This window comes from Bacillus sp. H1a (genome assembly GCF_000633475.1).
Lineage (GTDB): Bacteria > Bacillota > Bacilli > Bacillales > Bacillaceae_G > Bacillus_A > Bacillus_A paramycoides.
Genome location: NZ_AYMH01000037.1, coordinates 73,855 through 97,550, shown reverse-complemented (window position 1 = coordinate 97,550; position 23,696 = coordinate 73,855). Strand labels below are relative to the sequence as shown.

The following is a 23,696-nucleotide window of genomic DNA, read 5'->3' as shown; positions in this document are numbered from 1 at the left end:
ATATAGTACAAAGAGGAAATTTTCATTTTTGAATGGGGACGGGAGGAATTGGGATGGCGGTGTATCGTAATGTGCAGGTGAATTTTTGGCAGGATGATTTTGTTTTGGATTTGACGCCGGAGGAGCGGTATTTTTATGTATACTTGTTAACTTGTTCGAAGACGACGCAGTGCGGGATTTTTCCTTTTCCGAAGCGGTTAGCTGAGATGGAGACTGGTTATAACAGGGGGACTGTTGATAAGTTAGTGCAGCGCTTCATTGATTATGGAAAGGTTCTTTATGATGCGGAGACAAAGGAGTTATTTATTTTAAATTGGCTTCGTTATAATCCTGTGACGAATACGAATGTGGAGAAGTGTGTGCTTTGTGAGTTGAAGAGTGTGAAAAATAAGGGATTTGTACATATGTTTCTTCGTAAGTGCGTGGAGGAGGAGCTAAATGTTCCGATGCTTTTAGCTCATTTCGGTATGCCTGGTGATTTGGCTGTTGATGTTGATCTGGTTTGTGAAGAGGCGGAAGAAGAGGTTATAGAGGAAGAAACGGGAAGTAGAGTGTACACATTTTATGAGCAACATTTCGGTAGTTTGTCTCCTTATGTGGCAGAGGAACTGAGTGAGTGGATGGTTGATTTGTCAGAGGATCTTGTGCTGAAGGCTCTTCAAATTGCGTATGAAAATAATAAGCGGAGGATTGCTTATGTGAAGGGGATTTTGCGAGATTGGCACGGGAAGGGATATACGAAGGTTTCTGAGGTTGAGGAGGCGACGTCGAAGTTTCGACAGAAGGAGTCACCTGTTAGTACTGGGGAGACGGAGAAGTTTTTGGCGAAGTGTGAAGAGTGGGAGAAGAATGCGCCGTCAGAGGAAGAGTTGCAACGGTTCTTAACGGAACGCGGGTGGCGACCGTGAGTATTCAAAATGTGGAGGCGGAAAAGACGGTATTAGGCTCTCTTTTAATGGAAGGAGAGCTTATTAAGGAGTGCCGTTTGACGGAGCATTATTTTTCTATGCCAGTGCACAAGGCTATATTTCGGTTAATGCGAAAAATTGAAGATGAAGGGCAACCAATTGATCTTGTGACGCTCGTTTCTAGGATGAATCCCAATTTTTTGGAGAGTATCGGGGGAGTGGAGTATTTTATAGGGTTAATAGAGGGCGTGCCTACGATTGCCAACTTTTCTTATTATGAGGGGCTTGTTCGAGGCGCGTGGAAAATGTATCAGGCTGGCGTTCTCGGGCACAAGATGGGAGAGCGTCTTATTGCGGAGAAGAATGAGAAAATTATTGGTGAGACGATTACCGCACTTTGTGAGCTAGAAGAAAAGGACTGCGTATGTGAGTTTGATTTGAAGGATGCTTTAGTTGGGCTATATGAAGAGCTTCATCAAGATACGAAAGAGAATACTGGTATTGAGACTGGTTATAAATCGCTAAATAAGATGACGTGCGGTTTGCAGGAGGGTGATTTTGTCGTCCTTGGTGCGCGTCCTTCTATGGGAAAAACGGCGTTTGCGTTAAATATTGCCTTGCATGCGGCGAAGTCTGGATCAGCAGTTGGACTGTTTTCGTTAGAAATGAGTAGTAAGCAATTGTTAAAAAGGATGGCGTCTTGCGCGGGCGAGGTGTCAGGGGGAAGGTTAAAAAATCCGAAGCATCGTTTTACGATAGAGGACTGGGAAAAGGTGAGTAAGGCGTTTGCGGAGATTGGTGAATTGCCGCTTGAGATTTATGATAAGGCTGGCGTTACGGTGCAGGAGATTTGGATGCAAGCTCGTAAGTTAAAGAGGAAGCATGGCGATAAAAAGCTTTTAGTCATTGTAGATTATTTGCAGCTCATTACAGGTGATCCGAAGTATAGGGGCAATCGATTTCAGGAGATAAGTGAAATTTCACGTAAGCTCAAGTTATTAGCTCGTGATTTAAATGTATGTGTAGTAGCGTTGTCGCAATTGTCTCGTTCAGTAGAGTCACGTCAAGATAAGCGCCCGCTTTTATCTGATTTAAGAGAGACGGGACAGATTGAGCAAGATGCGGATGTGATTATGCTTATGTATCGTGAAGATTATTACGATAAGGAAACTGTGCAGAAAGAGATGACGGAGATCCATGTGGCGAAGCATAGGAACGGGCCTGTTGGGAGTTTTAAATTGAGATTTTTGAAGGAGTTTGGGCGGTTTGTGGAAGGTGGATGATAGAGTGAAACTTTAATCAGTGGGGGTTTTTTCCATCCCCACTGATTATTAGTTGAACCAATCGGGCTTTTACGGGCAGTGGGTCTCCCAACTAACTTCCTTGCATTCGCCAAATTTTAAGTTGGGAGTCTTACTGCCCGTTAATGCGGGATAAAATAGAAGAAGTAGCTAAGAAATTAGATGTAAGTTTCTAAAGTGAATAGAAATAATGAAAAATAACCCAATTTCTCTATTTTATATGGAGAAGTTGGGTTATTTAGTTTTGAAATAATTATGAGAAATTTCTTATATATTTCTCATATATTCATCATGTTTCTTTCATTCTCTTCTCACGTCTAAGTTTTACACTCATATGTATCAAAGATAAAGGAAGGTAATACATTTTTTACTTATCTCAAAACGAATGATAGATGGTGGTGAACAGATGAAAAAGAATAAACGTAAAAAATTACGTTGGTTAAAATGGATTTTGATCCTTCCGTTACTTCTGGCATTACTATTGTTTGGATTACATAGTATGAAGTTTGACAGGTGGGATCATGAGAAGCATAAGCAAGCGGCGTATACTGTTTCTCACGATAAAGAAAGAGAAGCTTTCGTTACACAAAAAGAAAAGTTTAATAACTTTGAGCGAAATCAGCATCATGAAAAACACCATGAAAAAGAGTTTGAAGGTTTATTCTTCATACCATTCCTGTTAGCGTTTGGATTTGTTCTTTTCGGCTGGTTCATGCTTCGTAAGTCTGAAGGGAATATGGTTAAAAAGTGGACAGGCATATTGCTCCTAGTTATTGGTTTATTACCGGTCCTTCCGATGCTTGCATTTGTTGCAACGATTGTTTGGGCATATAAAAAATTAAAAGAAAAAAGAATGGCAACTGATATAGATTTATACAGCGACTTTCAAGTACAAAAACAAGTAGATATTTTAGATCAATGGGAACGTAATATTCGTAAGGAGGAGAAGTAATAATGGGTATTTTAAAACGTATTAAAAATATTGTAGTGGCGGATGTGCATCAAACGTTAGATAAGCTAGAAAAACCTACTAACATGTTAAAGCAATATCTTCGCGAAACAGAACAGCAAATTACGAAGGCTGAAAAAGCACTTTCGCATCAATATTATTTAGAAAAGAAATATGAAGCATTAATTTCAGAAACGGATGCTCTTATTGTGAAGAGAACTCGCCAAGCGGAACTTGCAGTATCACGCGAAGAAGATCATATGGCACAGTTAGCCCTGCAAGAAAAAATTGTGAATGAGAAAAAAGCGGAACTGTATCGTAAGCAGTACGAAATAACAAAAGAGCAAACAGCGACGCTTTATGAACAAATTGACAAACTGCAAAAGAAATATGGAGAGTTGCAATATAAAGAACTAGTTCTTGTCTCACGGTTAAATGCGGCGCAAGCGATAAAAGAGAGCAACAGAGCAATTGATTCGTTCCATACAGAAAGTACAGCGAAAGGCTTTGCACGCATTGAATCGTATGTGCAAAAGCTAGAAGCAGAAACAGCTGCTAGTAACTATTTTTATAATTTAAAGTCTCCGAATCAACAAGAAGTGTTAGATCAAAATTTACAAGAAGAAGTACAGCGGGAGTTAGAGAAATTAAAAGAGAATAAATAATATGTAAAAAAGCCCATTTCATATGGGCTTTTTTTATTGATAAAATTATTCCTTTTCAAACTGAAAAATATTTCGATTAATGAGTTGATGGAAGTGTGTATCCATTTCTGCCGCAGAAATTTCTCTTCCGTTTTGAAACCACCATGCGCTTAATGATGTGATTACCCCTGAATAAAATTCGATGATTAAATCATTTGGCATCGTATGATTTTTACACAGTTGATTTAACGCATCCGTTTCCTGTTTTCTTGTCTCATGGCTTAAATAATGTATACGGTTAATAAATTGTTCGTCAGACATTTGCGATTCTAATATTTTACCGATTTCTTCATGATGCAGAAATTGTTCCATCACTTGAAACGGCTTGCTTAATCGATCTAAAAGCGGTATTTCAGCAATCATCTCGCCATATCGTTTAAATCCAAATGCTAATAAAGCATCTTTGTCTTCAAAATGCTTGTAAAATGTTGTTCGATGTACCATCGCACGATCACAAATTTGGTTAATCGTGATGGTACTATATTTCTGCCTTGATTGTGTCATTAATTCAAATAAGGAATCCCAAAGTAATTTATGTGTACGTCTAATGCGTAAATCAAGTTGTTTTTCATTATCGTTCATCTACAATTCTCCTTTTTTGTAGATTAAATATACAACGGCTGAACATTGATTCTCCCTTTTTAATCTACATGTGTATATTATATTACATGTGTTCCGGTGTATATAAAGCTTTTTAAGTAAAAAACAGGAGGAGAATTACGAAATGAATATGACAACTAAGAGCCCTACAAGTGGCAAAGTTGATACTTCTAATATGAAACATGCCCCAATTTTAATTGCATTACTTTTAGGGGCAATGGTTGCATTATTAAACGAAACATTACTTGGTAACGCATTAACCGTATTAATGAAAGAATTTGATGTAACAGCTTCAACAATTCAATGGCTTTCTACAGCTTACATGTTAGTTGTTGGGGTTTTAGTGCCGATTACAGCATTACTTCAGCAATGGCTCACAACGAGACAGATGTTCTTGATCGCTATGGTAACATTTTTAGTCGGTACATTAATTGCGGGCTTCGCACCGACATTTTCTGTTTTATTAGTTGGCCGTATTGTCCAAGCAGTAGCTACGGGGTTAATTTCACCGTTATTAATGAATACGATTTTAATTATTTGTCCACCTGAAAAACGTGGTGCCACAATGGGCTTAATCGCACTTGTTATGATGTCCGCTCCAGCAATTGGTCCTACATTATCAGGAATAATCGTTGATTCACTTAATTGGCGCTGGTTATTCTACATTGTTATTCCTATCGTAATCATTTCCATTGTAATTGGAATGAAGTACATTCAAAATGTGACGGAGCTAACAAGGCCAAAAGTTGATTATCCATCCATTCTTTTATCGACATTAGGATTCGGTGGTATTGTGTATAGCTTTAGTGCATCAGGTGATTTAGGATGGTCAGATGCGAAAGTGTATTGCTCTTTAATTGTTGGGCTTATATCACTATCCATTTTTGTTGTTCGCCAATTAAAAATAGAGAATCCAATTTTAGAACTACGCGCATTTAAAGTTCCGATGTTTACGTTATCGGTTGGATTAATCGTGATTGTTATGATGTCGCTATTTTCAACGATGACTTTATTACCGATGTTCCTGCAAACAGTTTTACTTGTTACAGCCTTTAAATCAGGAGTTATAATGCTTCCAGGTAGTATTATTAGTGCCATAATGGGACCGATTGCAGGTAAACTATTTGATAAATTTAGCCCGAAAGTTATTATCATTCCTGGTATTGTGTTCGTAGGTATTGCAATGTTTTTATTTAAAGGCATTACTCCTGACACAACAATGCTACAAATTATTATCATGCACAGCGTATTAATGGTTGGACTCATGTTTGTAATGACAGCACAAACATACGGTTTAAATCAACTAACACTAGAGCTATATCCGCACGGTACAGCGCTGTTTAATACGTTACAGCAAGTAGCTGGCGCAATTGGTACAGCTATATTTATCTCTAAAATGTCTTCAGGTACAACTAGGTATATGGAAAGCTCAGCAAATCCAATGGATCCAGTAGAGAAGTTAAACGGTTTAACATCCGGCTTCCAAGGTGCATTTACACTTGGATTAATCTTTATCGTTGTTGCTTTTATCGTATCGCTATTTTTAAAAGAACAGAAGAAGGGAGTAGAAGCAACGGGGGTTTTACAGAGCGAGAATTAATAAGGTATGTAGTTGAAGGTTAATGTAAAAAAAGACATCTTTATGATTAAAGATGTCTTTTTACATTTCTTTCGTTATATCATACTGCAACAATTGCCGTTGATCATAAAACTTCTCAAAAATGATGCCCATTACATAGAAGAAGAATAGACCGAAGCAAATGTGAATGAGTGTAAATGTAGTTCCGAATGAAGAAAATTCATACACCATAATTGGTAATTTTGCAGTTGTCCAAACGCCTAAGAAAAATACGATGTACCTAATGCTTGCGCCTTTTTTTAATAGAAGTGCTGCAATCGGAAAAGCGACGTAGAGGGGACCTGCTGCAATTCCTCCTAATAATAGAGAGAATAAGATTCCATATATACCGGATTTTTCTCCCATATATTTAATTAATGTTTCTTTCTTCACCCATTGATCAAGTAACCCTACAAATACTAGGACAGGAGGAAGGAGAAACAGCATATCTAAAATACTATTCCCCGTTAATTGTAATGCGCTCCATCCTAAAGATTGGTTTATAAAAGTTAATACGATGAGCCCAATTAGCAAAATGAAAAAGAAACGATATCTTTTTAGTTCATTCATACCATCACCACCCAAATGATATATGAGAATAAGAGGGACATGAGTAATGCAGATGCATTACGAGCGTAAGCAAAGCTTCGCCCGAATATCTTTTGTTCCATCGGCAAGGTTGTAATTCCTACTGACATTAGTGTAGACATGAGTGCTGCAACTTGAGGGAGGCCTGCACCATGTTGGACTAATGTATTGCCAAGTGGGAACACGACAAAGCTTGGAATGAGTGCAACGGAGCCAAGTAGTGCTGAATAAATAATACCTATGAATCCGGACTTTTCTCCAATGATGGAAGAGATGAAGGACGGCGTTAATATAGAAAGTGATAGTCCGACGAAAAGCATAATGGAGAGCATGGCGGGTAGAAGGTTTCGAAATATTTTCCATGACTTAAATAGAGCATCTTTCGTTTTATTACGATCCTTCATAAAAGAAATCCCCGTAAGAATAATGGCTAAAGTGTAAAGGATGACACCATTAATCATGATTAGATTCCTTTAAGTCTTTATATTTGTCTAAGAAAAATGATAAGTTTTTCATTTTTTCTTCAATATCCATTTGAAAATCTGCTAATTGTTCTTTTCCGGCTGTAGTAATTTTGTACATCTTTCTCGGTTTATCTTGAACTGATGTATTTACATAAGATTCAATAGCACCTTCGTTTTCTAATTTCTTCAGTGTGCGGTATAGGATCGCACTATCAATTGGATTGACCGGAAGTTCTTCTTCGCATTTCTGCAATAGTTGCCCACCATAATTATCTCCCTCGGCTAAAAATAACAAAAGAAATGCACCTGTATGTCTTCCTGTATGTTTCATGAATATACCTCCTTAAAATGATTTTTGAATATATACTGTCATTAACAGTATACTGTTAATGACAGTATATGGTGAATAGAATGCCATGTCAATTTTAAAATGTGCACTTCAAATGTTACCGAGGGGGAAATAACAATAAATATTAGGGGGAAAGTATAATTGGGCAATTGGTGATTCCTTTTCTAATTTTGTTAGATAAAAAAATAAAAGCCTACTGTTTTCTTGTGACAGTGGCTTTTAGAGTTGGTAAACTACTATATTACGCTTTGGGAATCTCGCATTTTGATAGTAACATATATATGTTAGTTGCATATTGAGAAATAAAAAAAAGACACTCTCAAGAGTGCCTCTTCTTAGCAGCCGAATCCGCCGCCACAACAGCTAGCTCCAACTATGATTAATAAGATGAAGAGTACAACAAGTAAGGCGAATCCACCGCCAAAACCACAGCCTCCACCACAACTACCGCCATAGCCCATATCAATCCCTCCTTTCATAAAGAGAATTAAGGTCACACATGTACGTTAATGGACTTAATTCACTTTATGTTTTTACGGATTAATGGAGCAGGTCCTTTTGAAAAAATAAAAGCACTCGGTATTTTAAGAGAATTGACGGTCTTGCTTTTGCCACGGGTGCTATGTTGTTTACATATTGTATTTTATTCTGTGAATTGGGAGAAGGGAGATCTTTATGGCTAATTCTGGACGCCCAACATCTTTTCGTGATTGGAGAGCATCTACTCAAAAGGATTAATAAAAGCATAAGAAAAGAAGACATCAATTAAGATGTCTTCTTTTCTTATACAATCCAAATGAGTTAATAAGGTATATCCTAGTGCTTTAAAAATAAGAAGAAAATAACAATTGTCGACTCCTGTTTTAGTATAACATTTAATAATCAGGAATTCTATGTAATGTTGCATATATATAAATTTTATGATATTTAATTGTATATTTTAGTTGTCTGTTATTTGTTTTAACTATATTATTTTTTGAGTGCTTCAGCAATGGAGCTTTTTTGTAAAAGGATACTCATTATCAATGGGAATGTGGATCTACTTATATGTTCATATTTACTCGGAAATTATACAGAAAAACAATCTTTTTAGCAGCCCAATTTACTGTCTTAACACCTTGAGTTCACACTCTCATATTCGAGTGGATATACACATAGCTAGTTGAATGGACGTATTTTATGTTTATATAATTTGAATGAGTAGAGATTTTAAAAAAAGAAAAGACACCATAAGGTGCCCACACTCCGACTTGAGCTATCGTAAATTTGAAATATCTTCAAATTATTATGAAACAGACTAACATGTTTTAAATCAGAAAGTAGAAACCCCTCAAGTACGGAATGATATACTTGAGGGGTTTTGTGTATGTAGATTTATTTTATAAACGTCTACAATAATACAATTCCATTATGCTTTAAACTGATCCCCATAAGAAATAGACCATACCACTAACAAAAAACACTAATCCTAAAACAAAAACAACTAAAGCAAGTATTCCATTTTTATTATGTTCCATAAAATTAGCTCCTTTTTATAGGTGTTTATTTTTTTACAAAAAAAGCCTTTAGTCATAATTATGGCTAAAGGCTTCGATCATCATACTTTTTTGTTTGTAAAATCTTACAAGAAAAACAACCTGTATTCTATATGGAGAAGAATTTATAATGTACTAGCTCGATAACGAAGCCTGGCTATTAGAATTGAAAAATTTTAGTTTTATTATAATTAATAGAAATGAAAGTAGTGTAAATATAAATCCGCTCCAAATAAGCTGGTGAATACCTAAGTTTGAAATGAACCAGCCTCCAATTGATGTTCCTAAAGTAATTCCGAGGTTTGAGAATGAAACGAATAGGCTATTACCAAATTCAGGTGCTTCTTTTGCTTCGCTTATTAACCATGTTTGGCCAACAATTAATCCACCAGCATGTACGATTCCCCAAATGAATACCATGAAAATCATTGGAACAAGGTAGGAACCTAAATAATAAACCAATATGTAAACAACAGAATATAAAATAGGGAATGATATTACGGTGTTTACTATGCTTTTTTGCAGGAGACCACCAAATAAATGATTACCTAAAATCATAACTATACCAAATATGAATAGCATGATACTGATGAGAGATCCATTCATGGAAGTTACTTTTGCAAGGTACTCGGCGAAGTAGCTGTATACGGAAAACATGGCTGCAAAAAGGAATGTGACGGTTAAAATATTTAACCATAATCCTGGTTTTCCGAGTATACGAATTTGTTTGCCGAAAGACATTTTTTCTTTAACAGGCATAGAAGGAAGGAAGATTAATATTCCAATGAATGCAAGGGTGTTAACAAGCGCTCCGAATAAGAAAGCAATTTCGAGTGAAAACTGGTCTGCAAGGTAAGAGGTTAATGGTACACCTAGAGCAAATCCAACAGTAATGCCCATGAAAACTTTTGTAACTGCTTGACCACTCTTTTCTGGTGGGACAAGTTTAGCAGCAGTTACAAGGGCGATTGAAAAGAAGAGTGGATGAAGTGCTGCCGGTAAAATACGAAAAATAAGCATGATTTCAAATTGTGTTGTATAAGCGTAGATTATATTTGAAATAACAAAAATAAAGATTGCTGTTAATAAAATTATTTTGCGATTAATACTAGAGACGAGCAGAATTAGAAACGGGCCAGAAATAGCAACAACTAGTGCGAATATACTTACTAAAAATCCGGCTTGTGCAGTTGAAATACCGAATTTCTGAGTGATTTGTGGTAATACACCGACAATACCCATTTCAGTAGTAATAATTCCGAACACACCTATTGCGAGTGTCAGAATAAGTAAAGGATTTACTTTTTTCATTTATACAACTCTCCATTCGTATTAGTATTTTGAAAGTAAATTCATTAACAAAGAAATGTGCATTACAAGTATGATTGGATGTCAATATTATCAGGATTATGTAATTTTAAATACAATAACATATATCTAAATAACTAGATATGATATGTTAAAAAATTTTCTCCTTTCTATGTTTCTTGCTTTTATAGGTAGTGCAATTTTATAAAAAAGTAATTGGATACCTGTAAAAAAGCAGAATGTGTAAAGCTAATAATCAATTGGTATGCTAATTGATTATTAGCTTTTACTTTTATAATTCGTTTTGGACGTATTCAGAAAACTCTCGTATTGTTTCTTCATTTCGACGATAGTATGTCCATTTGCCAATTCGGTCAGAGTCTAGTAGTCCTGCCTTTTTCATAGTTAATAAATAACTAGAAATAACCGATTGGGCTAAGCCAGTTTTAAGCTGGATATCTCCTACACACACTCCAATCTGAAAATTAATCCCTTGTTCTAAATAAGGTTTTTCGTCGAAATGGTCTTCTGGATTCTTTAGCCATGATAAAATTTGACATCTTGTTTCATTTGACAATGCTTTATAAATTAATGAAGGTTCCATAAGGATATTATATCTGCTTTTATAGATTTGTAAATGGGTTTTTGCTGATTTTAGGAGAAGAAGGTATATGTAGATTCTTTTAAATGTGAATGAGATGCTCTAGTAATAGGGCTTTTTTTCTGGATGTGAATTTATAAAAAGTTGCACCATTATCTCAGCCACGTAATATTATTGGTGGTCATTTTATTTCAACTTTCATCGGTCTATCAATATATCATTTATTTCATCTAGCTTTATTTAATTAATATTCCTCAGCAGTAAACTCTCTTATTAGTTGTACTTCGTATGTATCAGGGTTAAACTTAAATATTTTAATTTGACCAAAGTTATCTTTGTCTGCAAATGTATTCTCACCGATTTGGGTCATATTGCTGATGTTTGAGGTAGGATCGCTACCATGATCAGTGATTTCCACAACTTTTTCACGGTCCCAGAATGCAACGACAATGATCAAGATGATAAGGCATACACGTATGTAACGTAGTTCTCTTGTAATAGAATTTTCCATTTGGTAGTCTCCTTTGTTGTTTGTTAGATTTTGTGTATAAAAGAGATAATTCTTATGAAAAAATAATGAATAGAATGTAAATAAAAAAGACACTGTAAAGTGTCTTTTTTATTTGAGTTATGCGCATTGCTTAATAAGACGTTAGTTTCTCAGTCTGACTATGAGTAACTATGTAGGGTAATTCAATTATAACATTTTAACCAATAATGGGTCTATATGGAATTTGTGGGATAATTATGCTTAATTATTCAGAATCGTACATTTGGTGTAGTATATTGATTAAGAAAGGGAAGTCCTTTATGGAATTTAAGAAAAAACTGAAAAATTATTAGGTACTTGTTTTCCCTTGTAAAAAAATGTTCAATAATTTGTTATTGCAAACGCTTACTCGTTGTGTATAATAAAGTTAAGTTAATAAGTAAAAGGATTGTTACTGTTCGGCAGGCAAAACCTAAATTGATCCAAAGGGGCTACATGTGTAGTTTTTTGGAATCAGTTTAGGTTTTTTTATTACCTTTTGTGACTTTATAAGAAAAAGAAGGTGGAACAATATGAAGATCCACAAAATCTTAAATAACAATGTTGTTTGCACGAAAAAGGAGAATGAAACTGAAGTAGTACTAATGGGCAGAGGTTTGGGATTTCAGAAAAAAGTAGGCGATACAATTGATGAATCTAAGATAGAAAAAACCTTTGTTATAGAAACAAAAGAATTATCTGAGAAACTTGCTAGGTTGTTAACTGAAATTCCTGTGGAGAATCTTGAAATTACAGAGAGAATTATTCAATCTGCTAAGACAGTTTTGTCAGGACCTTTAAGTGATTATATTTATCTTACATTAACTGATCACTTAAGTTTCGCATTGACGAGACATAAAGAAGGAATGGATCTTAAAAATACATTGCTTTGGGAAATTAAAAGGTTCTATCAGAAAGAGTTTGAAATCGGTTTACAAGCTTTAAATATTATTGAAGAAGAGACTGGATTTAGACTTTCAGAAGATGAAGCTGGATCAATCGCATTGCATTTCGTTAATGCTCAACAAGGAGAACCAGCGATGCAGCAAACGGTGGCGATGACGAAAATCGTCCAAGATATTTTAAATGTTGTAAAGTACCACTATAAGATGAACGTAGATGAAAATTCATTTAATTATAGTCGGTTTGTAACGCATTTACGATATTTCGCCCAGCGTTTAATGCAGAAGGAATTAAATTCGGCCGATGATGATTTTTTATATGAGCAAGTAAAAAGTAAGTATTATGAAGCATATTGTTGTACAGAAAAAATTGAGGCATACTTACAAAAAGCACATAATAATCATCTTTCAAAAGATGAAAAAGTGTATTTAACGTTGCACATTCATCGTGTAACGAAACGCAATGAATTATGTAATTGAATAAACGGGATTGTTACTGTTTGGCAGGCAAAACCTAAATTGACTTCTAATGGAGTGATTCGTATGTATCACGCGTTAGGGTTAGTTTAGGTTTTTTCTTTTATAAAAATGATAAATGGGATGATTGTAAGGAGGGAGAACTACTATGAAGTATGAACAATTGGCAAAAGACATACTGAAAAATGTTGGCGGAAGAGAAAATATAAATAGTGTTGTACATTGTATAACGCGTTTACGGTTTCAATTAAAAGATGAGGGGAAAGCAAATACAGAGATACTGAAAAATATGGAAGACATTGTGACTGTTATGAAAAGCGGTGGACAATATCAAGTTGTTATTGGTAACCATGTGTCTGATGTGTATAAAGCGGTCGTTTCGGCTGGAGGGTTTCAAGAAACAGAGGAAGAAGCTACTAGTGAGAAGAAGAAGAAGAGTAGTCTTATAGATATTCTTTCTAGTATCTTTACTCCTATTTTAGGAGTATTAGCGGCAACAGGGATGATTAAAGGATTTAATGCCTTATTTATAGCGTTAGGTTGGTTAAGTACTCAATCAGGAACGTATCAAATATTAAATGCAGTTGGCGATTCGTTATTTTATTTCTTCCCAATCTTCTTAGGATATACAGCAAGTAAGAAATTTGGAGGATCACCATTCATTGGTATGGCAATTGGGGGAGCTTTAGTTTATCCGGCTTTATCAGGTTTAAAAGCAAGTGAGCCATTATTTACGTTATTTGCAGGAACGATGTTTGAATCACCGATTCATATTACGTTTTTAGGAATACCAGTTATATTAATGAGTTATGCATCATCTGTTATTCCAATTATTCTCGCTGCTTATTTTGGAGCGAAAGTAGAAAGGTCTTTAAAGAAAGTTATTCCGGATGTTGTGAAAACATTTTTAGTACCATTCTTTACATTATTAATCGTTGTACCAGTTACATTTCTCGTTATTGGCCCAATTGCGACGTGGGCAGGACAGTTTTTAGGTCAGGCCACACTTTGGATTTATAATTTAAGCCCGTTAGTAGCAGGAGTACTACTGGGCGCTTTCTGGCAAGTACTTGTTATTTTCGGTCTTCATTGGGGAATTGTTCCGATTGGCTTTAATAATTTAGCAGTGCACGGTATCGATCCGATACTAGCGCTTATATTCGCTGCTTCATTTGCTCAAATTGGTGCTGTTCTTGGAGTTTGGATGAAAACGAAAGAACAAAAATTAAAAACACTTAGTATTCCAGCTTTTATTTCGGGTATTTTCGGAGTTACAGAACCGGCGATTTATGGTATTACACTTCCTCTTAAAAAGCCGTTTATTATGAGCTGTATTGCTGGAGGAATTGGCGGTGGAATACTTGGTGTATTCGGTACACAAGGATTTATGACAGGTGGACTTGGTATATTTGCGCTTCCAACATTCATTAGCCCGAAAGATGGGATTACAGCTGGATTTTGGGGAGCAATTGTTGCGATGGTTGTCTCTTTAATATTAGGTTTTATTCTTACTTACTTATTCGGTTTTACTAAAAAGCAAACATCTACAGAAACAGCTGAAACAATTGATAAAATAGCTGCATCAAACCATGATGAAGTAATCTTTAGTCCTTTTCATGGTATTGTTCAGCCGCTCCAAGATATTGATGATGCTGCATTTGCATCAGGTGCGTTAGGTGAAGGAGTTGCGATTGAGCCTTCAGAAGGAAAGTTGTTTTCACCAGTTTCAGGTACGATATCTGCGCTCTTCCCAACGAATCATGCAGTAGGAATTACGGCGGATTCAGGTGCTGAAATTTTAATCCATATTGGGATGGATACTGTGAAACTAGATGGCGAATTTTTCTCTTCTCATATTGAACAAGGAGCGAGAGTAGAAAAAGGACAATTACTTATTGAATTTAATATAGCAGAAATTCAAAAGGCGGGTTATATTGTGACAACACCAGTTGTTGTTACAAATTATGATAAATATAGCATTAAGAAAACTGAAGTAGAAAAGATTCAAGCAGGAGATTCCTTACTAGAGTTAGGAGTTAAAGAGTAGTTACATTTCATACAGGTTCAAACGAAGAAAGGTATTCTTTGAAAATGGCAATGCCTTTCCTCGTTAATTCTTATATAAAGGAGTTTTTATATATGTCTAAAGTTATTTTTCCTAAAGGATTTTTATGGGGTGGAGCGATTGCAGCCAATCAAGCGGAAGGAGCATATTTAGAGGATGGAAAAGGATTAACGACAGTTGACTTATTGCCAACTGGTGAAAAACGTTGGAACGTTATGAAAGGGGATATTCATTCTTTTACGCCAGTAGAAGGGGAGTTTTATCCGTCACATGAAGCAATTGATTTTTATCATCGATATAAAGAAGATATTGCTCTTTTTGCGGAAATGGGCTTTAAAGCTTTACGCGTATCTATCGCTTGGACACGCATTTTCCCAAATGGTGATGATGAACAGCCGAATGAGGCAGGATTACAGTTTTATGATAACTTATTTGATGAACTTTTAAAGCATGGGATTGAACCGGTCGTTACGATGGCTCACTTTGATGTTCCTGTTCATTTAGTAGAAAAGTATGGAAGCTGGAAAAATAGAAAGCTTATAAACTTCTTTGAGACGTATGCAAAAACTATTTTTAATAGATACAAAGATAAAGTGAAATATTGGATGACATTTAATGAAATTAATATGCTTTTACATTTACCTTTCATGGGAGCAGGGCTAGCCTTTAAAGAAGGCGAGAATAAAAAACAAATTCAGTATCAAGCGGCGCATCATCAACTTGTCGCAAGTGCGTTAGCTGTGAAAGCGTGTCATGAAATTATTCCGGATGCAAAGATCGGTTGTATGCTTGCTGCTGGTGCAACGTATCCATATACATGTAATCCAGATGATGTTCTTCGTGCGATGGAACAAGACCGTGAATCATTCTTCTTTATTGATGTACAAGCAAGAGGAGAGTACCCTGGATATGCGAAACGATTCTTTAAAGATAACAATTTGACGATTGAAATGGAAAAAGAAGATGAGTCAATCTTGAGAGATAATACAGTTGATTACATCGGATTTAGCTACTATTCAAGCAGAGCAACAAGCACGGATCCAGAAGTGTTAAAAAGTATAACGAGCGGAAATGTATTTGGTTCTGTTGAAAATCCGTATCTTGAAAAATCAGAGTGGGGATGGACGATTGATCCGAAAGGGTTCCGTATTACAGCGAACCAACTTTACGATCGTTACCAAAAACCTTTATTTGTCGTGGAAAATGGTCTTGGCGCAATCGATCAATTAAATGCTGAAGACGAGGTAAATGACGACTACCGTATTGATTATCTGCAAAAGCATATGATTGAAATGTCAGAAGCAATCCAAGATGGAGTAGATATTATCGGGTACACAAGCTGGGGACCAATCGACCTTGTAAGTGCTTCTACTGGAGAAATGAAAAAACGTTACGGATATATATACGTTGATAAAGATAATGAAGGAAAAGGTTCATTAAAAAGATCGAAAAAGAAAAGCTTTAATTGGTATAAAGAAGTAATTGAGACGAATGGTGAAAGTCTGAAATCTTAAGTATAAAAAGAAGGCATCAATTAAGATGTCTTCTTTTTTGTATAATTTGAATGCAATAAGAAAGTAAGGAGATATATTTCCCTTTACATGAACATAAAGGTGTAATATAGTTTAGTTAAGTTAACTAAATTGTATATTGAAACTTAATAACAGCATGATTGGAGGAAGAGCGTGTTATGAGTTACATACCAAATATGATCACGATAGCAAATTTTGTATGTGGGCTTTTGGCTATTCACGCGGTTCTTGTTCACGATATTTATTTGGGAGTAGTTTTTATTATTACAGGTATGTTATTTGATCTTTTTGATGGCATGATTGCTCGGAAACTTGATTGTGTTTCGGGAATAGGTGGACAATTAGACTCCTTTGCGGATTTAGTTACCTTTGGAGTAGCTCCGTCTATTCTTGCATATAGTGTCGCTTTAAAAGATTTACAGTCTATCGGGATGCTATGTGCGCTAGCTTACAGTATTTGCGGAATGCTTCGGCTTGCTAGATTTAACACGCAACAAAGCAAACTCCCGACGTTTATCGGAATGCCAATTCCATTTGCAGCAATGTGTCTCATCATTTTGTGCTTTTTAAATAATCCCGTTCTCCTGGCGCTTGGCACATGTGTACTTTCTTATTTAATGGTGAGCAAAATAAAATTTCCTCATTTTAAAAAGGATATATCAGAAAACTTGAAGTCTGAAAGATGGAATTGATGATACGTAAATACAATGAGAAAGGTAAAGGAGCATAACATGATTCGTATGGCACTAAGATCATTTAACATACAAATGTATTGTTTGCTGGGCGTAATGTTATTGGGGTGGCTTATGACACCTTTTCCAGCCCATTTTGTAGGGATAAGCATCGGCCTTTTGGTTAGTATGTACTGTGTTTGGATTTTAGGAAGGCGTATTGAAAAGTTTGGAGATAGCATTGTAAAAAAAGAAAAAGCACCGATGCTTGGAATGGTTAATCGATTTGCAGCCGCAATACTTGGTGCGATTATTATGTATGAAATTGAACACCACAATTTCATGTGGACATTTGCTGCTGGAATTATGGGTGGTTATTTTTTAATTGTGATTAATTTAGGATATTACAGCATGAAAGATGCGAAGAAATAGAATAGTATAAAATTTTGGGGGTCCACTTAAAGTAGCCACAATCTTTTCATAAACAGATTGTGGCTGTTTTTATTAATATTTCTGGTGGAAAGTACTGAAGTGGTTACCAACCACCCACACTAACATCTGCCTTCAACCATTTCTCCCAATCCAAATCCTCTATCTTAAGAAAACTCAACGAAACACCTTTCATATCTAAAGAAGTTAGCAGAGTACCGACTTTTACGAACTTTATGTGTAAGCCTTCCAGCTCGCATAAACGGCGAATGTCGTTTGCGAAAATGTATTGTTCCATTAATGGTGTCGCACCTAATCCGTTAATGAGGATCGCAAAGTTGTCACCTTTTCTCCAGCGGTAAATGCTTTTTAGTTTGTTCATAAGTTCAATTGCTAATATTTCAGAAGAAGATAGTGCTTCTTTACGGTATCCTTTTTCGCCGTGGATGCCGACTCCGTAAAAGACTTCATCGTCGTTTAATGTGAATGAAGCTTTTCCTTGTACTGGATCGTGTGCAGGTGAAAGGGCGACTCCTAATGTGTGTAAGTTTTCGATTACAGAACGACCAAGTGCTGTTAGTTCTTCTAAAGAATGGCCTTCAAGAGCGGCTGCACCTAGTATTTTTTGAACAAAAACAGTGCCAGCTACGCCGCGTCTTCTTTTATTAAAGGAAGCATCATCTTCAATTGAAACGTCGTCATTTACGATGATGTGGTCAATTTGTCTTCCTTCTTCTTTTGCGATTTGTTCTGCTGCTAGAAAGTTTTCTACGTCGTCTTTAAAGTTTTTAATGATGAATAAAATACTTTTGTCTTTTGGCATGAGGCGAGTTGCCGCTACAATTTGTTCCACTGTAGGCGGAGTGAAGATACTTCCGTTTACTGCCGCTGTAAGCATTCCTTTTCCTACATAACCAATATCGGCTGGTTCATGTCCGCTACCACCGCCGCTTATAATGGCAACGTTTTGTTTCATGTCTGCGATATCTTTTACATAAATGATGTTATGTGTTTCGTCGTAATTTACTTTGTCGTTATGTTCAAAATAAAAGCCATGCAGCATGTCTTGAACAATATTTTCTACATCATTCATAATTTTTTTCATTGTTCTTGCCACCTTATGATTTGTCTGCTGATTGCTCGAGTAAAAGTAGTAATTGATTATTTATCATATTTTTCATGAGAGAAGACATAATGGATGGATCGACTTCACATTTACTTTCAATCCAATCTTTTATCGTCCCAACGAAGCCGTGACTATAAAAAGAGGCAATCGTATTTTTCGTTTCATTAGAAAGAGTTAGTCTGCAACTCATTGATAGTTCATCAATAATCTTCATATATAAGTTTTTCGTATGCTCAAATAAATAGTGATTAAATGAGTTTTGCTCAATGACTTTAAATGCATTTCGGTAAAATTTTTGATTTTCATAAAAGTAATCAAATAATAAATCGAAAATATTTTCCCATTTCTCATAGTCGAGAAAGTCTATAATGTTTTCTTTCGTTTCTTCTCTATAAATCCAGCTTAATAGTTCAAATTTATCTTTAAAATGATAATAAAAAGTTTGCCTACGCATTTGACAGTGTAACATAATATCGCTCACTGATATTTTATGAAATGACTCTGTTTCCATTAAATATTTTAATGAGTTCGCGATTATCTTTTTAGAAATTATAGAAGAGGTCATCTGAATCATCCCTAGAATGTTATTAATATAAAAATCCTATCCATAAATGAGAGCGGTGTCTTTAGACAGATTGTCCATTTTGTCCGTTTACTATAAAACGCTTTCATTTTAACATGAGTAGTAAGAAGAAGATTTCAAATATATCACAATATATTAAAGGAATTGAGGGAGAATCACAATGAAAAAGATTATGAATAAACCTGAAACATTAGTAATGGAAATGTGCAACGGAATGGTTATGGCTCATCCAGAGCTTGAGTTTTTGAAAAAGTATAAAGTCATTAAGAAGAAAGAAATGAATGAAAATAAAGTAACGTTAATTAGCGGCGGCGGTAGTGGTCATGAGCCAGCGCATGCAGGGCTAGTCGGAAAAGGAATGCTAGATGCAGCAGTGTGCGGAGATGTGTTTGCTTCTCCTTCGCAAATTCAGGTATATCAAGCGATTAAAGAGACGGCTAGTAAAAAAGGTACGTTATTAATTATTAAAAATTACAGCGGCGATATTATGAATTTCAAAAACGGAGCGCATTTAGCGACTGAAGATGGAATTGAAGTAGACTACGTAAAAGTGGATGATGATATTGCAGTAGAAGATAGTCTGTACACAGTAGGGCGCCGCGGTGTTGCGGGAGTTATTTTAGTGCATAAAATTGCCGGCGCAGCAGCGGAAGCAGGTATGGATTTAGGAGCGGTGAAAGCTGTCGCAGAAAAAGCAGCGGCTAATGTGCGTACAATCGGTTTAGCGTTAACTTCTTGTACAGTTCCAGCAAGTGGATCACCTACTTTTACACTTGGTGAAGATGAAATGGAATATGGCGTTGGTATTCACGGCGAACCAGGAATTAAGCGTGAAAAAATGATGTCAGCAGATGAATTAGCTAACCGTATGACAAACGATTTAATAAAAGACTTAGGAGTAAAAGATGGCGAGGAAATCGCGCTTCTTGTAAATGGTTTTGGCGGCACACCACTTCAAGAACTTTATCTATTTAACAATGCAGTTACGCGAGAATTAGCTGCTAGAAACATTAAAATTAATAGAGTGTTCGTCGGTAATTATATGACAAGTATTGATATGGCTGGTATGTCTTTAACGGTAATGAAGTTAGATGATGAGCTGAAAACGTTATTATCAAAAGAGTGTAATACACCAGCATTTAAAGTCGATGGACCAGTTGAGAGTGTAGAGTACGTGAATGTGCTTGAAGAGACAGAAGAGAAGGAAGTTTCCTTTGAATTAGAAACAGCAGAAGAACACGCTGTTATTAAAGATAATGTCATTACATTAAACAACATGATTTATCTCGTTGATAAAATGAGCGACGTTATTATTAAAAATGAAGTACCGTTTTGTGAGTTAGATACACATGCAGGTGACGGCGACTTCGGAATGAGTGTGGCAAAAGGATTTAAGCAATTAAAACGTGAGTGGCATTCTATTGTAGAACAAGAGAATGTAACGATCGGATCATTCCTTGACGGTTGTTCAATGATTATTATGGAACATTGCGGTGGCGCTTCTGGTCCAATTTGGGGCGGAGCATTCCGCGCAGCTAGTAAAGCAGCAGGTGAAAAACGTGAGCTAACAGTTGGAGAATTCGCTGAAATGTTGCAAGCGGCACTTCAAGGTATACAATCTATCGGTGAAAGATCGTTCGGTAGAGGAGCGGTAGTTGGTGATAAGACGCTTGTTGATGCACTTGCTCCTTGTGTAGATTCTTGGATCGACAGTGCTTCAAACGGTACAGACGTGAAAACTGCCTTTGAAAAAGGAGCAGAAGCAGCGGTTAAAGGAGCAGAGTATACGAAAGAAATCGTCGCTCGCATGGGCCGCGCCGGTACAGTTGGTGAAAGAAGTTTAGGATATCCAGATGCAGGTGCACATGCGCTTGGGGTTATCTTTACGGAGATTGTGGGTAGTTTGAAATAGAAATTAGAAGATCCCTTCTACCTTAAGGTGGAGGGGATTTTTTAATATAGTTGATTGATATTTGGATAGAAAGCTGATATGTAAGCATTTAAAGTTGGAAAATTAGTCACATTCTTTGTATTTTTATAGTTTGCTTTAATCATCTAAGTTATTAGATGTTTAAGCTGACTTTGGAAAGAAAGTAGTTAAACTTAATTAAGGAAGATATATCATTATAATACTCATCGGAAAAATAGGTATTAAGTGTTGATTTTTATTATTCTGACGATTATAATAAATAAAAAAACAAATAATTCTTATGTTGAGAAGTGGAGGGACGGGCCCTATGAAACTTCGGCAACCTCGTATTAGACGAAAGGTGCCAAATCCTGCAGGTGAAAAAACACCTGAAAGATAAGAGCGGTTCACTTAGTAAAGAAAGCTACTCTTATTTCAATAAGAGTAGCTTTTTTTATGACTAAAAGATGAAGGAGGAATATGTAGTGGAGTATGGTTTTTGGTTACCGATTTTTGGGGGATGGCTTCGAAATATAGATGATGAATCTATGCCGCCTACGTTTGAGTACGCAAAACAAACAGCGCAAGCGGCAGAGCGATTAGGTTTTTCAACAACGCTTATTGCAGAATTAAACTTAAATGATATAAAAGGTGTTTCAGCACCAAGTTTAGAAGCATGGACAACCGCGGCGGGACTTGCTGCAGTAACGGATCGATTAGAGATAATGACAGCTGTAAGACCTGGCTTCCACAATCCAGCAGTTACAGCGAAAATGGCAGCGAATATCGATCAATTAAGTAATGGCCGTTTTACATTGAATGTAGTTTCAGCATGGTGGGAAGAAGAAGCGAGGCAGTATGGTGGGGTATTTACCGCACATGATGAAAGGTATGATCGAACAGAAGAATTTGTAACAATTTTGAGAGAGCTTTGGAAGGAAGAGGTATTTTCTTATGAGGGGAACTTTTATGAGGTTCATAATACACATTTAAATCCAAAACCTGTGCAGAAACAAGGAATTAAGATCTATGCAGGTGGTGAGAGCGAGCGAGGGAAAGAGGTAATTGTAAAACACGCGGATGCATATGTAATGCATGGGGGAACAGTGGAAGAGGTGTGTGTGAAAATAGAAGATATGAAGAATCGTAGAAAGAAAGTAACAGGGGAGCCATTGCAGTCATTCGGGCTCGCGGCGTACGTCATTTGTCGTGATACCGAAGAAGAGGCCTTGGAAGAATGGAGACGAATAACGGATGTGAAAGATGATGCTTTAGGTTATGCGGGTTATCAAGATTTTATTAGTAAATCACATTTGGAACAGCAAGTGAAGCTGAATGATTACTCCGTATCTAATCGTGGGTTACGCCCTAATCTAATTGGAACACCAGAACAAATTGCAGAAAGGATACTTGCTTTTGAAAAAGTGGGTGTTACATTATTACTTTTGCAATTTTCGCCACAGCTTGAAGAAATGAAACGATTTTCTGAAAAGGTGATGCCATTAGTTGAATTGAAAAGAAAGGAATTGATTACAAATGAGTAAAATTTACATATTACATGAGAATAAGGAATGGACGGATCATTTGGTGAAAAGGTTGGAAGAACAAGAGTTACCTTATGAGGAATGGTTTTTGGATGAAGGAATTATTTCGTTAGAACAAGAACCTCCCCAAGGTGTTTTTTATAGCCGCATGAGTGCTTCTTCACATACAAGAGGGCATCGATATGCACCCGAGTTGACTGAGGGGGTTCTTGCTTGGTTAGAGGGACACGGGCGAACAGTATTTAATGGGTCTCGTGCATTACGCCTTGAAGTAAGTAAATTGAATCAATATACAGCATTAAGAAATTTTGGGATACAAGTGCCGAAAACAATTGGTGCTGTTGGTCGTGATAATATAATAAAAGCAGCAAGGGAGTTAGGGGAAGTACCATTCATCACAAAGCATAACCGGGCAGGTAAAGGCCTTGGTGTTCAACTTTTTCATTCCATTGAGGCTTTAGAACAATATTTGGATGGTCCGACGTTTGAAGAGCCTATTGATGGAATTATTTTAATCCAACAGTATATTGAAGCACCTGAGCCATATATTACACGGTGTGAGTTTGTAGGCGGCCAGTTTGTATATGCAGTTAAAGTAGATACATCAGAAGGGTTTGAGCTTTGTCCAGCAGATGCGTGCTCTATTCATGATGCTTTTTGCCCAGTAGGAGAAGAGAGTAAGAAAGAGGCTCCAACAAAATTTGAAATTATATCGGACTTCCATGAGCCAATTATTGAACAATACAAGGGATTTTTGAAAGAAAATGAAATTACTGTTGCTGGTATCGAATTTATTCGCAGTTCAGATGGTACAATTTATACGTATGATATTAATACAAACACAAACTATAATTCTGATGCAGAGTCTGTGGCTAATCAATTTGGTATGCTCGAGCTTGCTAAATTCCTTGGAATAGAATTAGAAAAACAAGTAGAGTCAGTTAAATAATGTTGATTAAAAAATAAGGTTCTGGTGCAAAGATAGGAAAAAAGAAGATATAGCA

The 23,696-nt window shown here is 36.2% G+C and carries 23 protein-coding genes, 1 pseudogene and 1 riboswitch; of the genes and pseudogenes, 14 read left to right on the top strand and 10 right to left on the bottom strand.

What is annotated here, in order from left to right; all coding sequences use genetic code 11:
- Positions 1 to 53 precede the first annotated feature (53 nt).
- The 4 genes from U860_RS0116940 to U860_RS0116925 all read left to right on the top strand — a co-directional run bounded on the left by U860_RS0116940 (position 54) and on the right by U860_RS0116925 (position 3,823).
- A complete protein-coding gene (locus U860_RS0116940; protein WP_025149496.1) occupies positions 54 to 908 on the top strand; it encodes a DnaD domain protein in 855 nt (284 codons plus the stop codon).
- On the top strand, positions 905 to 2,191 hold the full coding sequence (dnaB, locus tag U860_RS0116935) for a replicative DNA helicase (protein ID WP_025149495.1): 1,287 nt from the start codon (positions 905 to 907) through the stop codon (positions 2,189 to 2,191). Before U860_RS0116940 ends, dnaB begins: the two co-directional genes overlap by 4 nt.
- Before the next feature lie 424 nt (positions 2,192 to 2,615).
- The gene (locus U860_RS0116930) at positions 2,616 to 3,161 is read left to right on the top strand and encodes a hypothetical protein (protein WP_025149494.1); all 546 of its coding nucleotides are present in this window, start codon (positions 2,616 to 2,618) and stop codon (positions 3,159 to 3,161) included.
- A gap of 2 nt (positions 3,162 to 3,163) precedes the next feature.
- Positions 3,164 to 3,823: a PspA/IM30 family protein gene (locus U860_RS0116925; protein WP_025149493.1), complete on the top strand. Its 660-nt coding sequence runs from the start codon at positions 3,164 to 3,166 to the stop codon at positions 3,821 to 3,823.
- Between the two features lie 45 nt (positions 3,824 to 3,868).
- Here U860_RS0116925 and U860_RS0116920 read toward each other — a convergent pair whose 3' ends face one another.
- The gene (locus tag U860_RS0116920) at positions 3,869 to 4,444 is read right to left on the bottom strand and encodes a TetR/AcrR family transcriptional regulator (protein WP_025149492.1); all 576 of its coding nucleotides are present in this window, start codon (positions 4,442 to 4,444) and stop codon (positions 3,869 to 3,871) included.
- Positions 4,445 to 4,586: 142 nt separating this feature from the next.
- Between U860_RS0116920 and U860_RS0116915 the strand changes: the two genes are divergently transcribed.
- Positions 4,587 to 6,062 carry an MDR family MFS transporter gene (locus U860_RS0116915; protein WP_025149491.1) on the top strand — a complete coding sequence of 492 codons (1,476 nt, stop codon included), beginning with the start codon at positions 4,587 to 4,589 and terminating at the stop codon, positions 6,060 to 6,062.
- 60 nt (positions 6,063 to 6,122) lie between these two features.
- Here the strand turns inward: U860_RS0116915 and U860_RS0116910 are convergent, their stop codons facing one another.
- The 6 genes from U860_RS0116910 to U860_RS0116880 all read right to left on the bottom strand — a co-directional run bounded on the left by U860_RS0116910 (position 6,123) and on the right by U860_RS0116880 (position 10,928).
- Entirely contained in the window at positions 6,123 to 6,650 is a 528-nt protein-coding gene (locus U860_RS0116910) for a permease (protein ID WP_025149490.1), read from the bottom strand.
- The gene (locus tag U860_RS0116905; RefSeq protein WP_025149489.1) at positions 6,647 to 7,129 is read right to left on the bottom strand and encodes a hypothetical protein; all 483 of its coding nucleotides are present in this window, start codon (positions 7,127 to 7,129) and stop codon (positions 6,647 to 6,649) included. Before U860_RS0116905 ends, U860_RS0116910 begins: the two co-directional genes overlap by 4 nt.
- Complete coding sequence (locus U860_RS0116900) at positions 7,122 to 7,463, bottom strand: PadR family transcriptional regulator (RefSeq protein WP_025149488.1); 342 nt, start codon at positions 7,461 to 7,463, stop codon at positions 7,122 to 7,124. The genes U860_RS0116905 and U860_RS0116900 overlap by 8 nt, the downstream gene beginning before the upstream one ends.
- 353 nt (positions 7,464 to 7,816) lie before the next feature.
- Positions 7,817 to 7,942 carry a YjcZ family sporulation protein gene (locus U860_RS31645; protein ID WP_002170647.1) on the bottom strand — a complete coding sequence of 42 codons (126 nt, stop codon included), beginning with the start codon at positions 7,940 to 7,942 and terminating at the stop codon, positions 7,817 to 7,819.
- Between the two features lie 1,209 nt (positions 7,943 to 9,151).
- Positions 9,152 to 10,327: an MFS transporter gene (locus tag U860_RS0116885; RefSeq protein WP_025149487.1), complete on the bottom strand. Its 1,176-nt coding sequence runs from the start codon at positions 10,325 to 10,327 to the stop codon at positions 9,152 to 9,154.
- Between the two features lie 289 nt (positions 10,328 to 10,616).
- Complete coding sequence (locus U860_RS0116880; protein WP_002170651.1) at positions 10,617 to 10,928, bottom strand: helix-turn-helix transcriptional regulator; 312 nt, start codon at positions 10,926 to 10,928, stop codon at positions 10,617 to 10,619.
- Positions 10,929 to 11,071: 143 nt separating this feature from the next.
- Between U860_RS0116880 and U860_RS33545 the strand changes: the two are divergent.
- A pseudogene (locus tag U860_RS33545) lies at positions 11,072 to 11,152 on the top strand (HPP family protein); the annotation flags it as partial.
- 17 nt (positions 11,153 to 11,169) lie between these two features.
- Here U860_RS33545 and U860_RS0116875 read toward each other — a convergent pair.
- Positions 11,170 to 11,436, bottom strand: coding sequence for a YmzC family protein (locus U860_RS0116875; RefSeq protein WP_025149486.1), 267 nt, complete (start codon positions 11,434 to 11,436; stop codon positions 11,170 to 11,172).
- A 551-nt stretch (positions 11,437 to 11,987) separates the two neighbouring features.
- On the opposite strand from U860_RS0116875, the gene U860_RS0116870 reads away from it, so the two are divergent.
- The 5 genes from U860_RS0116870 (at position 11,988) to U860_RS0116850 (ending at position 17,533) form a co-directional block, all read left to right on the top strand.
- Entirely contained in the window at positions 11,988 to 12,836 is an 849-nt protein-coding gene (locus tag U860_RS0116870) for a PRD domain-containing protein (protein ID WP_025149485.1), read from the top strand.
- A gap of 145 nt (positions 12,837 to 12,981) precedes the next feature.
- Positions 12,982 to 14,880: a beta-glucoside-specific PTS transporter subunit IIABC gene (locus tag U860_RS0116865; protein WP_025149484.1), complete on the top strand. Its 1,899-nt coding sequence runs from the start codon at positions 12,982 to 12,984 to the stop codon at positions 14,878 to 14,880.
- A gap of 92 nt (positions 14,881 to 14,972) precedes the next feature.
- A complete protein-coding gene (locus U860_RS0116860) occupies positions 14,973 to 16,412 on the top strand; it encodes a 6-phospho-beta-glucosidase (protein WP_025149483.1) in 1,440 nt (479 codons plus the stop codon).
- A gap of 176 nt (positions 16,413 to 16,588) precedes the next feature.
- On the top strand, positions 16,589 to 17,122 hold the full coding sequence (pssA, locus tag U860_RS0116855) for a CDP-diacylglycerol--serine O-phosphatidyltransferase (RefSeq protein WP_025149482.1): 534 nt from the start codon (positions 16,589 to 16,591) through the stop codon (positions 17,120 to 17,122).
- A 39-nt stretch (positions 17,123 to 17,161) separates the two neighbouring features.
- Positions 17,162 to 17,533, top strand: a complete 372-nt coding sequence (locus tag U860_RS0116850) for an ATP synthase subunit I (RefSeq protein ID WP_025149481.1) — start codon at positions 17,162 to 17,164, stop codon at positions 17,531 to 17,533.
- A gap of 103 nt (positions 17,534 to 17,636) precedes the next feature.
- On the opposite strand, the gene dhaQ is transcribed toward U860_RS0116850, so the two are convergent.
- Together dhaQ and dhaS are read right to left on the bottom strand one after the other, a co-directional pair.
- On the bottom strand, positions 17,637 to 18,635 hold the full coding sequence (gene dhaQ / locus U860_RS0116845; protein ID WP_025149480.1) for a DhaKLM operon coactivator DhaQ: 999 nt from the start codon (positions 18,633 to 18,635) through the stop codon (positions 17,637 to 17,639).
- A 13-nt stretch (positions 18,636 to 18,648) separates the two neighbouring features.
- Positions 18,649 to 19,221 carry a dihydroxyacetone kinase transcriptional activator DhaS gene (gene dhaS / locus U860_RS0116840; RefSeq protein WP_025149479.1) on the bottom strand — a complete coding sequence of 191 codons (573 nt, stop codon included), beginning with the start codon at positions 19,219 to 19,221 and terminating at the stop codon, positions 18,649 to 18,651.
- A gap of 178 nt (positions 19,222 to 19,399) precedes the next feature.
- Between dhaS and dhaK the strand changes: the two genes are divergently transcribed.
- From dhaK to U860_RS0116825, 3 genes are all read left to right on the top strand, one after another.
- A complete protein-coding gene (dhaK, locus tag U860_RS31640) occupies positions 19,400 to 21,151 on the top strand; it encodes a dihydroxyacetone kinase subunit DhaK (RefSeq protein WP_025149478.1) in 1,752 nt (583 codons plus the stop codon).
- 293 nt (positions 21,152 to 21,444) lie between these two features.
- A riboswitch (SAM riboswitch) is annotated at positions 21,445 to 21,551 on the top strand.
- 82 nt (positions 21,552 to 21,633) lie between these two features.
- Positions 21,634 to 22,692 (top strand): LLM class flavin-dependent oxidoreductase, encoded by a 1,059-nt coding sequence (locus tag U860_RS0116830; protein WP_025149477.1) that lies wholly within the window; start codon positions 21,634 to 21,636, stop codon positions 22,690 to 22,692.
- A complete protein-coding gene (locus U860_RS0116825; protein WP_025149476.1) occupies positions 22,685 to 23,641 on the top strand; it encodes an alpha-L-glutamate ligase in 957 nt (318 codons plus the stop codon). The genes U860_RS0116830 and U860_RS0116825 overlap by 8 nt, the downstream gene beginning before the upstream one ends.
- The last annotated feature ends 55 nt before the right edge of the window (positions 23,642 to 23,696 follow it).

Excerpts from the sequence above, each read along its gene's own strand:
- U860_RS31645 (WP_002170647.1), bottom strand. The coding sequence starts at position 7,942 with ATGGGCTATGGCGGTAGTTGTGGTGGAGGCTGTGGTTTTGGCGGTGGA.
- U860_RS0116850 (WP_025149481.1), top strand. The coding sequence starts at position 17,162 with ATGATTCGTATGGCACTAAGATCATTTAACATACAAATGTATTGTTTG.
- U860_RS0116910 (WP_025149490.1), bottom strand. The coding sequence starts at position 6,650 with ATGAATGAACTAAAAAGATATCGTTTCTTTTTCATTTTGCTAATTGGG.
- dhaQ (WP_025149480.1), bottom strand. The coding sequence starts at position 18,635 with ATGAAAAAAATTATGAATGATGTAGAAAATATTGTTCAAGACATGCTG.
- U860_RS0116880 (WP_002170651.1), bottom strand. The coding sequence starts at position 10,928 with ATGGAACCTTCATTAATTTATAAAGCATTGTCAAATGAAACAAGATGT.
- U860_RS0116885 (WP_025149487.1), bottom strand. The coding sequence starts at position 10,327 with ATGAAAAAAGTAAATCCTTTACTTATTCTGACACTCGCAATAGGTGTG.
- U860_RS0116870 (WP_025149485.1), top strand. The coding sequence starts at position 11,988 with ATGAAGATCCACAAAATCTTAAATAACAATGTTGTTTGCACGAAAAAG.
- U860_RS0116865 (WP_025149484.1), top strand. The coding sequence starts at position 12,982 with ATGAAGTATGAACAATTGGCAAAAGACATACTGAAAAATGTTGGCGGA.
- U860_RS0116905 (WP_025149489.1), bottom strand. The coding sequence starts at position 7,129 with ATGATTAATGGTGTCATCCTTTACACTTTAGCCATTATTCTTACGGGG.
- U860_RS0116920 (WP_025149492.1), bottom strand. The coding sequence starts at position 4,444 with ATGAACGATAATGAAAAACAACTTGATTTACGCATTAGACGTACACAT.
- U860_RS0116825 (WP_025149476.1), top strand. The coding sequence starts at position 22,685 with ATGAGTAAAATTTACATATTACATGAGAATAAGGAATGGACGGATCAT.
- U860_RS0116900 (WP_025149488.1), bottom strand. The coding sequence starts at position 7,463 with ATGAAACATACAGGAAGACATACAGGTGCATTTCTTTTGTTATTTTTA.
- dhaK (WP_025149478.1), top strand. The coding sequence starts at position 19,400 with ATGAAAAAGATTATGAATAAACCTGAAACATTAGTAATGGAAATGTGC.
- dhaS (WP_025149479.1), bottom strand. The coding sequence starts at position 19,221 with ATGACCTCTTCTATAATTTCTAAAAAGATAATCGCGAACTCATTAAAA.
- U860_RS0116915 (WP_025149491.1), top strand. The coding sequence starts at position 4,587 with ATGAATATGACAACTAAGAGCCCTACAAGTGGCAAAGTTGATACTTCT.
- U860_RS0116925 (WP_025149493.1), top strand. The coding sequence starts at position 3,164 with ATGGGTATTTTAAAACGTATTAAAAATATTGTAGTGGCGGATGTGCAT.
- U860_RS0116860 (WP_025149483.1), top strand. The coding sequence starts at position 14,973 with ATGTCTAAAGTTATTTTTCCTAAAGGATTTTTATGGGGTGGAGCGATT.
- pssA (WP_025149482.1), top strand. The coding sequence starts at position 16,589 with ATGAGTTACATACCAAATATGATCACGATAGCAAATTTTGTATGTGGG.
- U860_RS0116930 (WP_025149494.1), top strand. The coding sequence starts at position 2,616 with ATGAAAAAGAATAAACGTAAAAAATTACGTTGGTTAAAATGGATTTTG.
- U860_RS0116875 (WP_025149486.1), bottom strand. The coding sequence starts at position 11,436 with ATGGAAAATTCTATTACAAGAGAACTACGTTACATACGTGTATGCCTT.
- U860_RS0116940 (WP_025149496.1), top strand. The coding sequence starts at position 54 with ATGGCGGTGTATCGTAATGTGCAGGTGAATTTTTGGCAGGATGATTTT.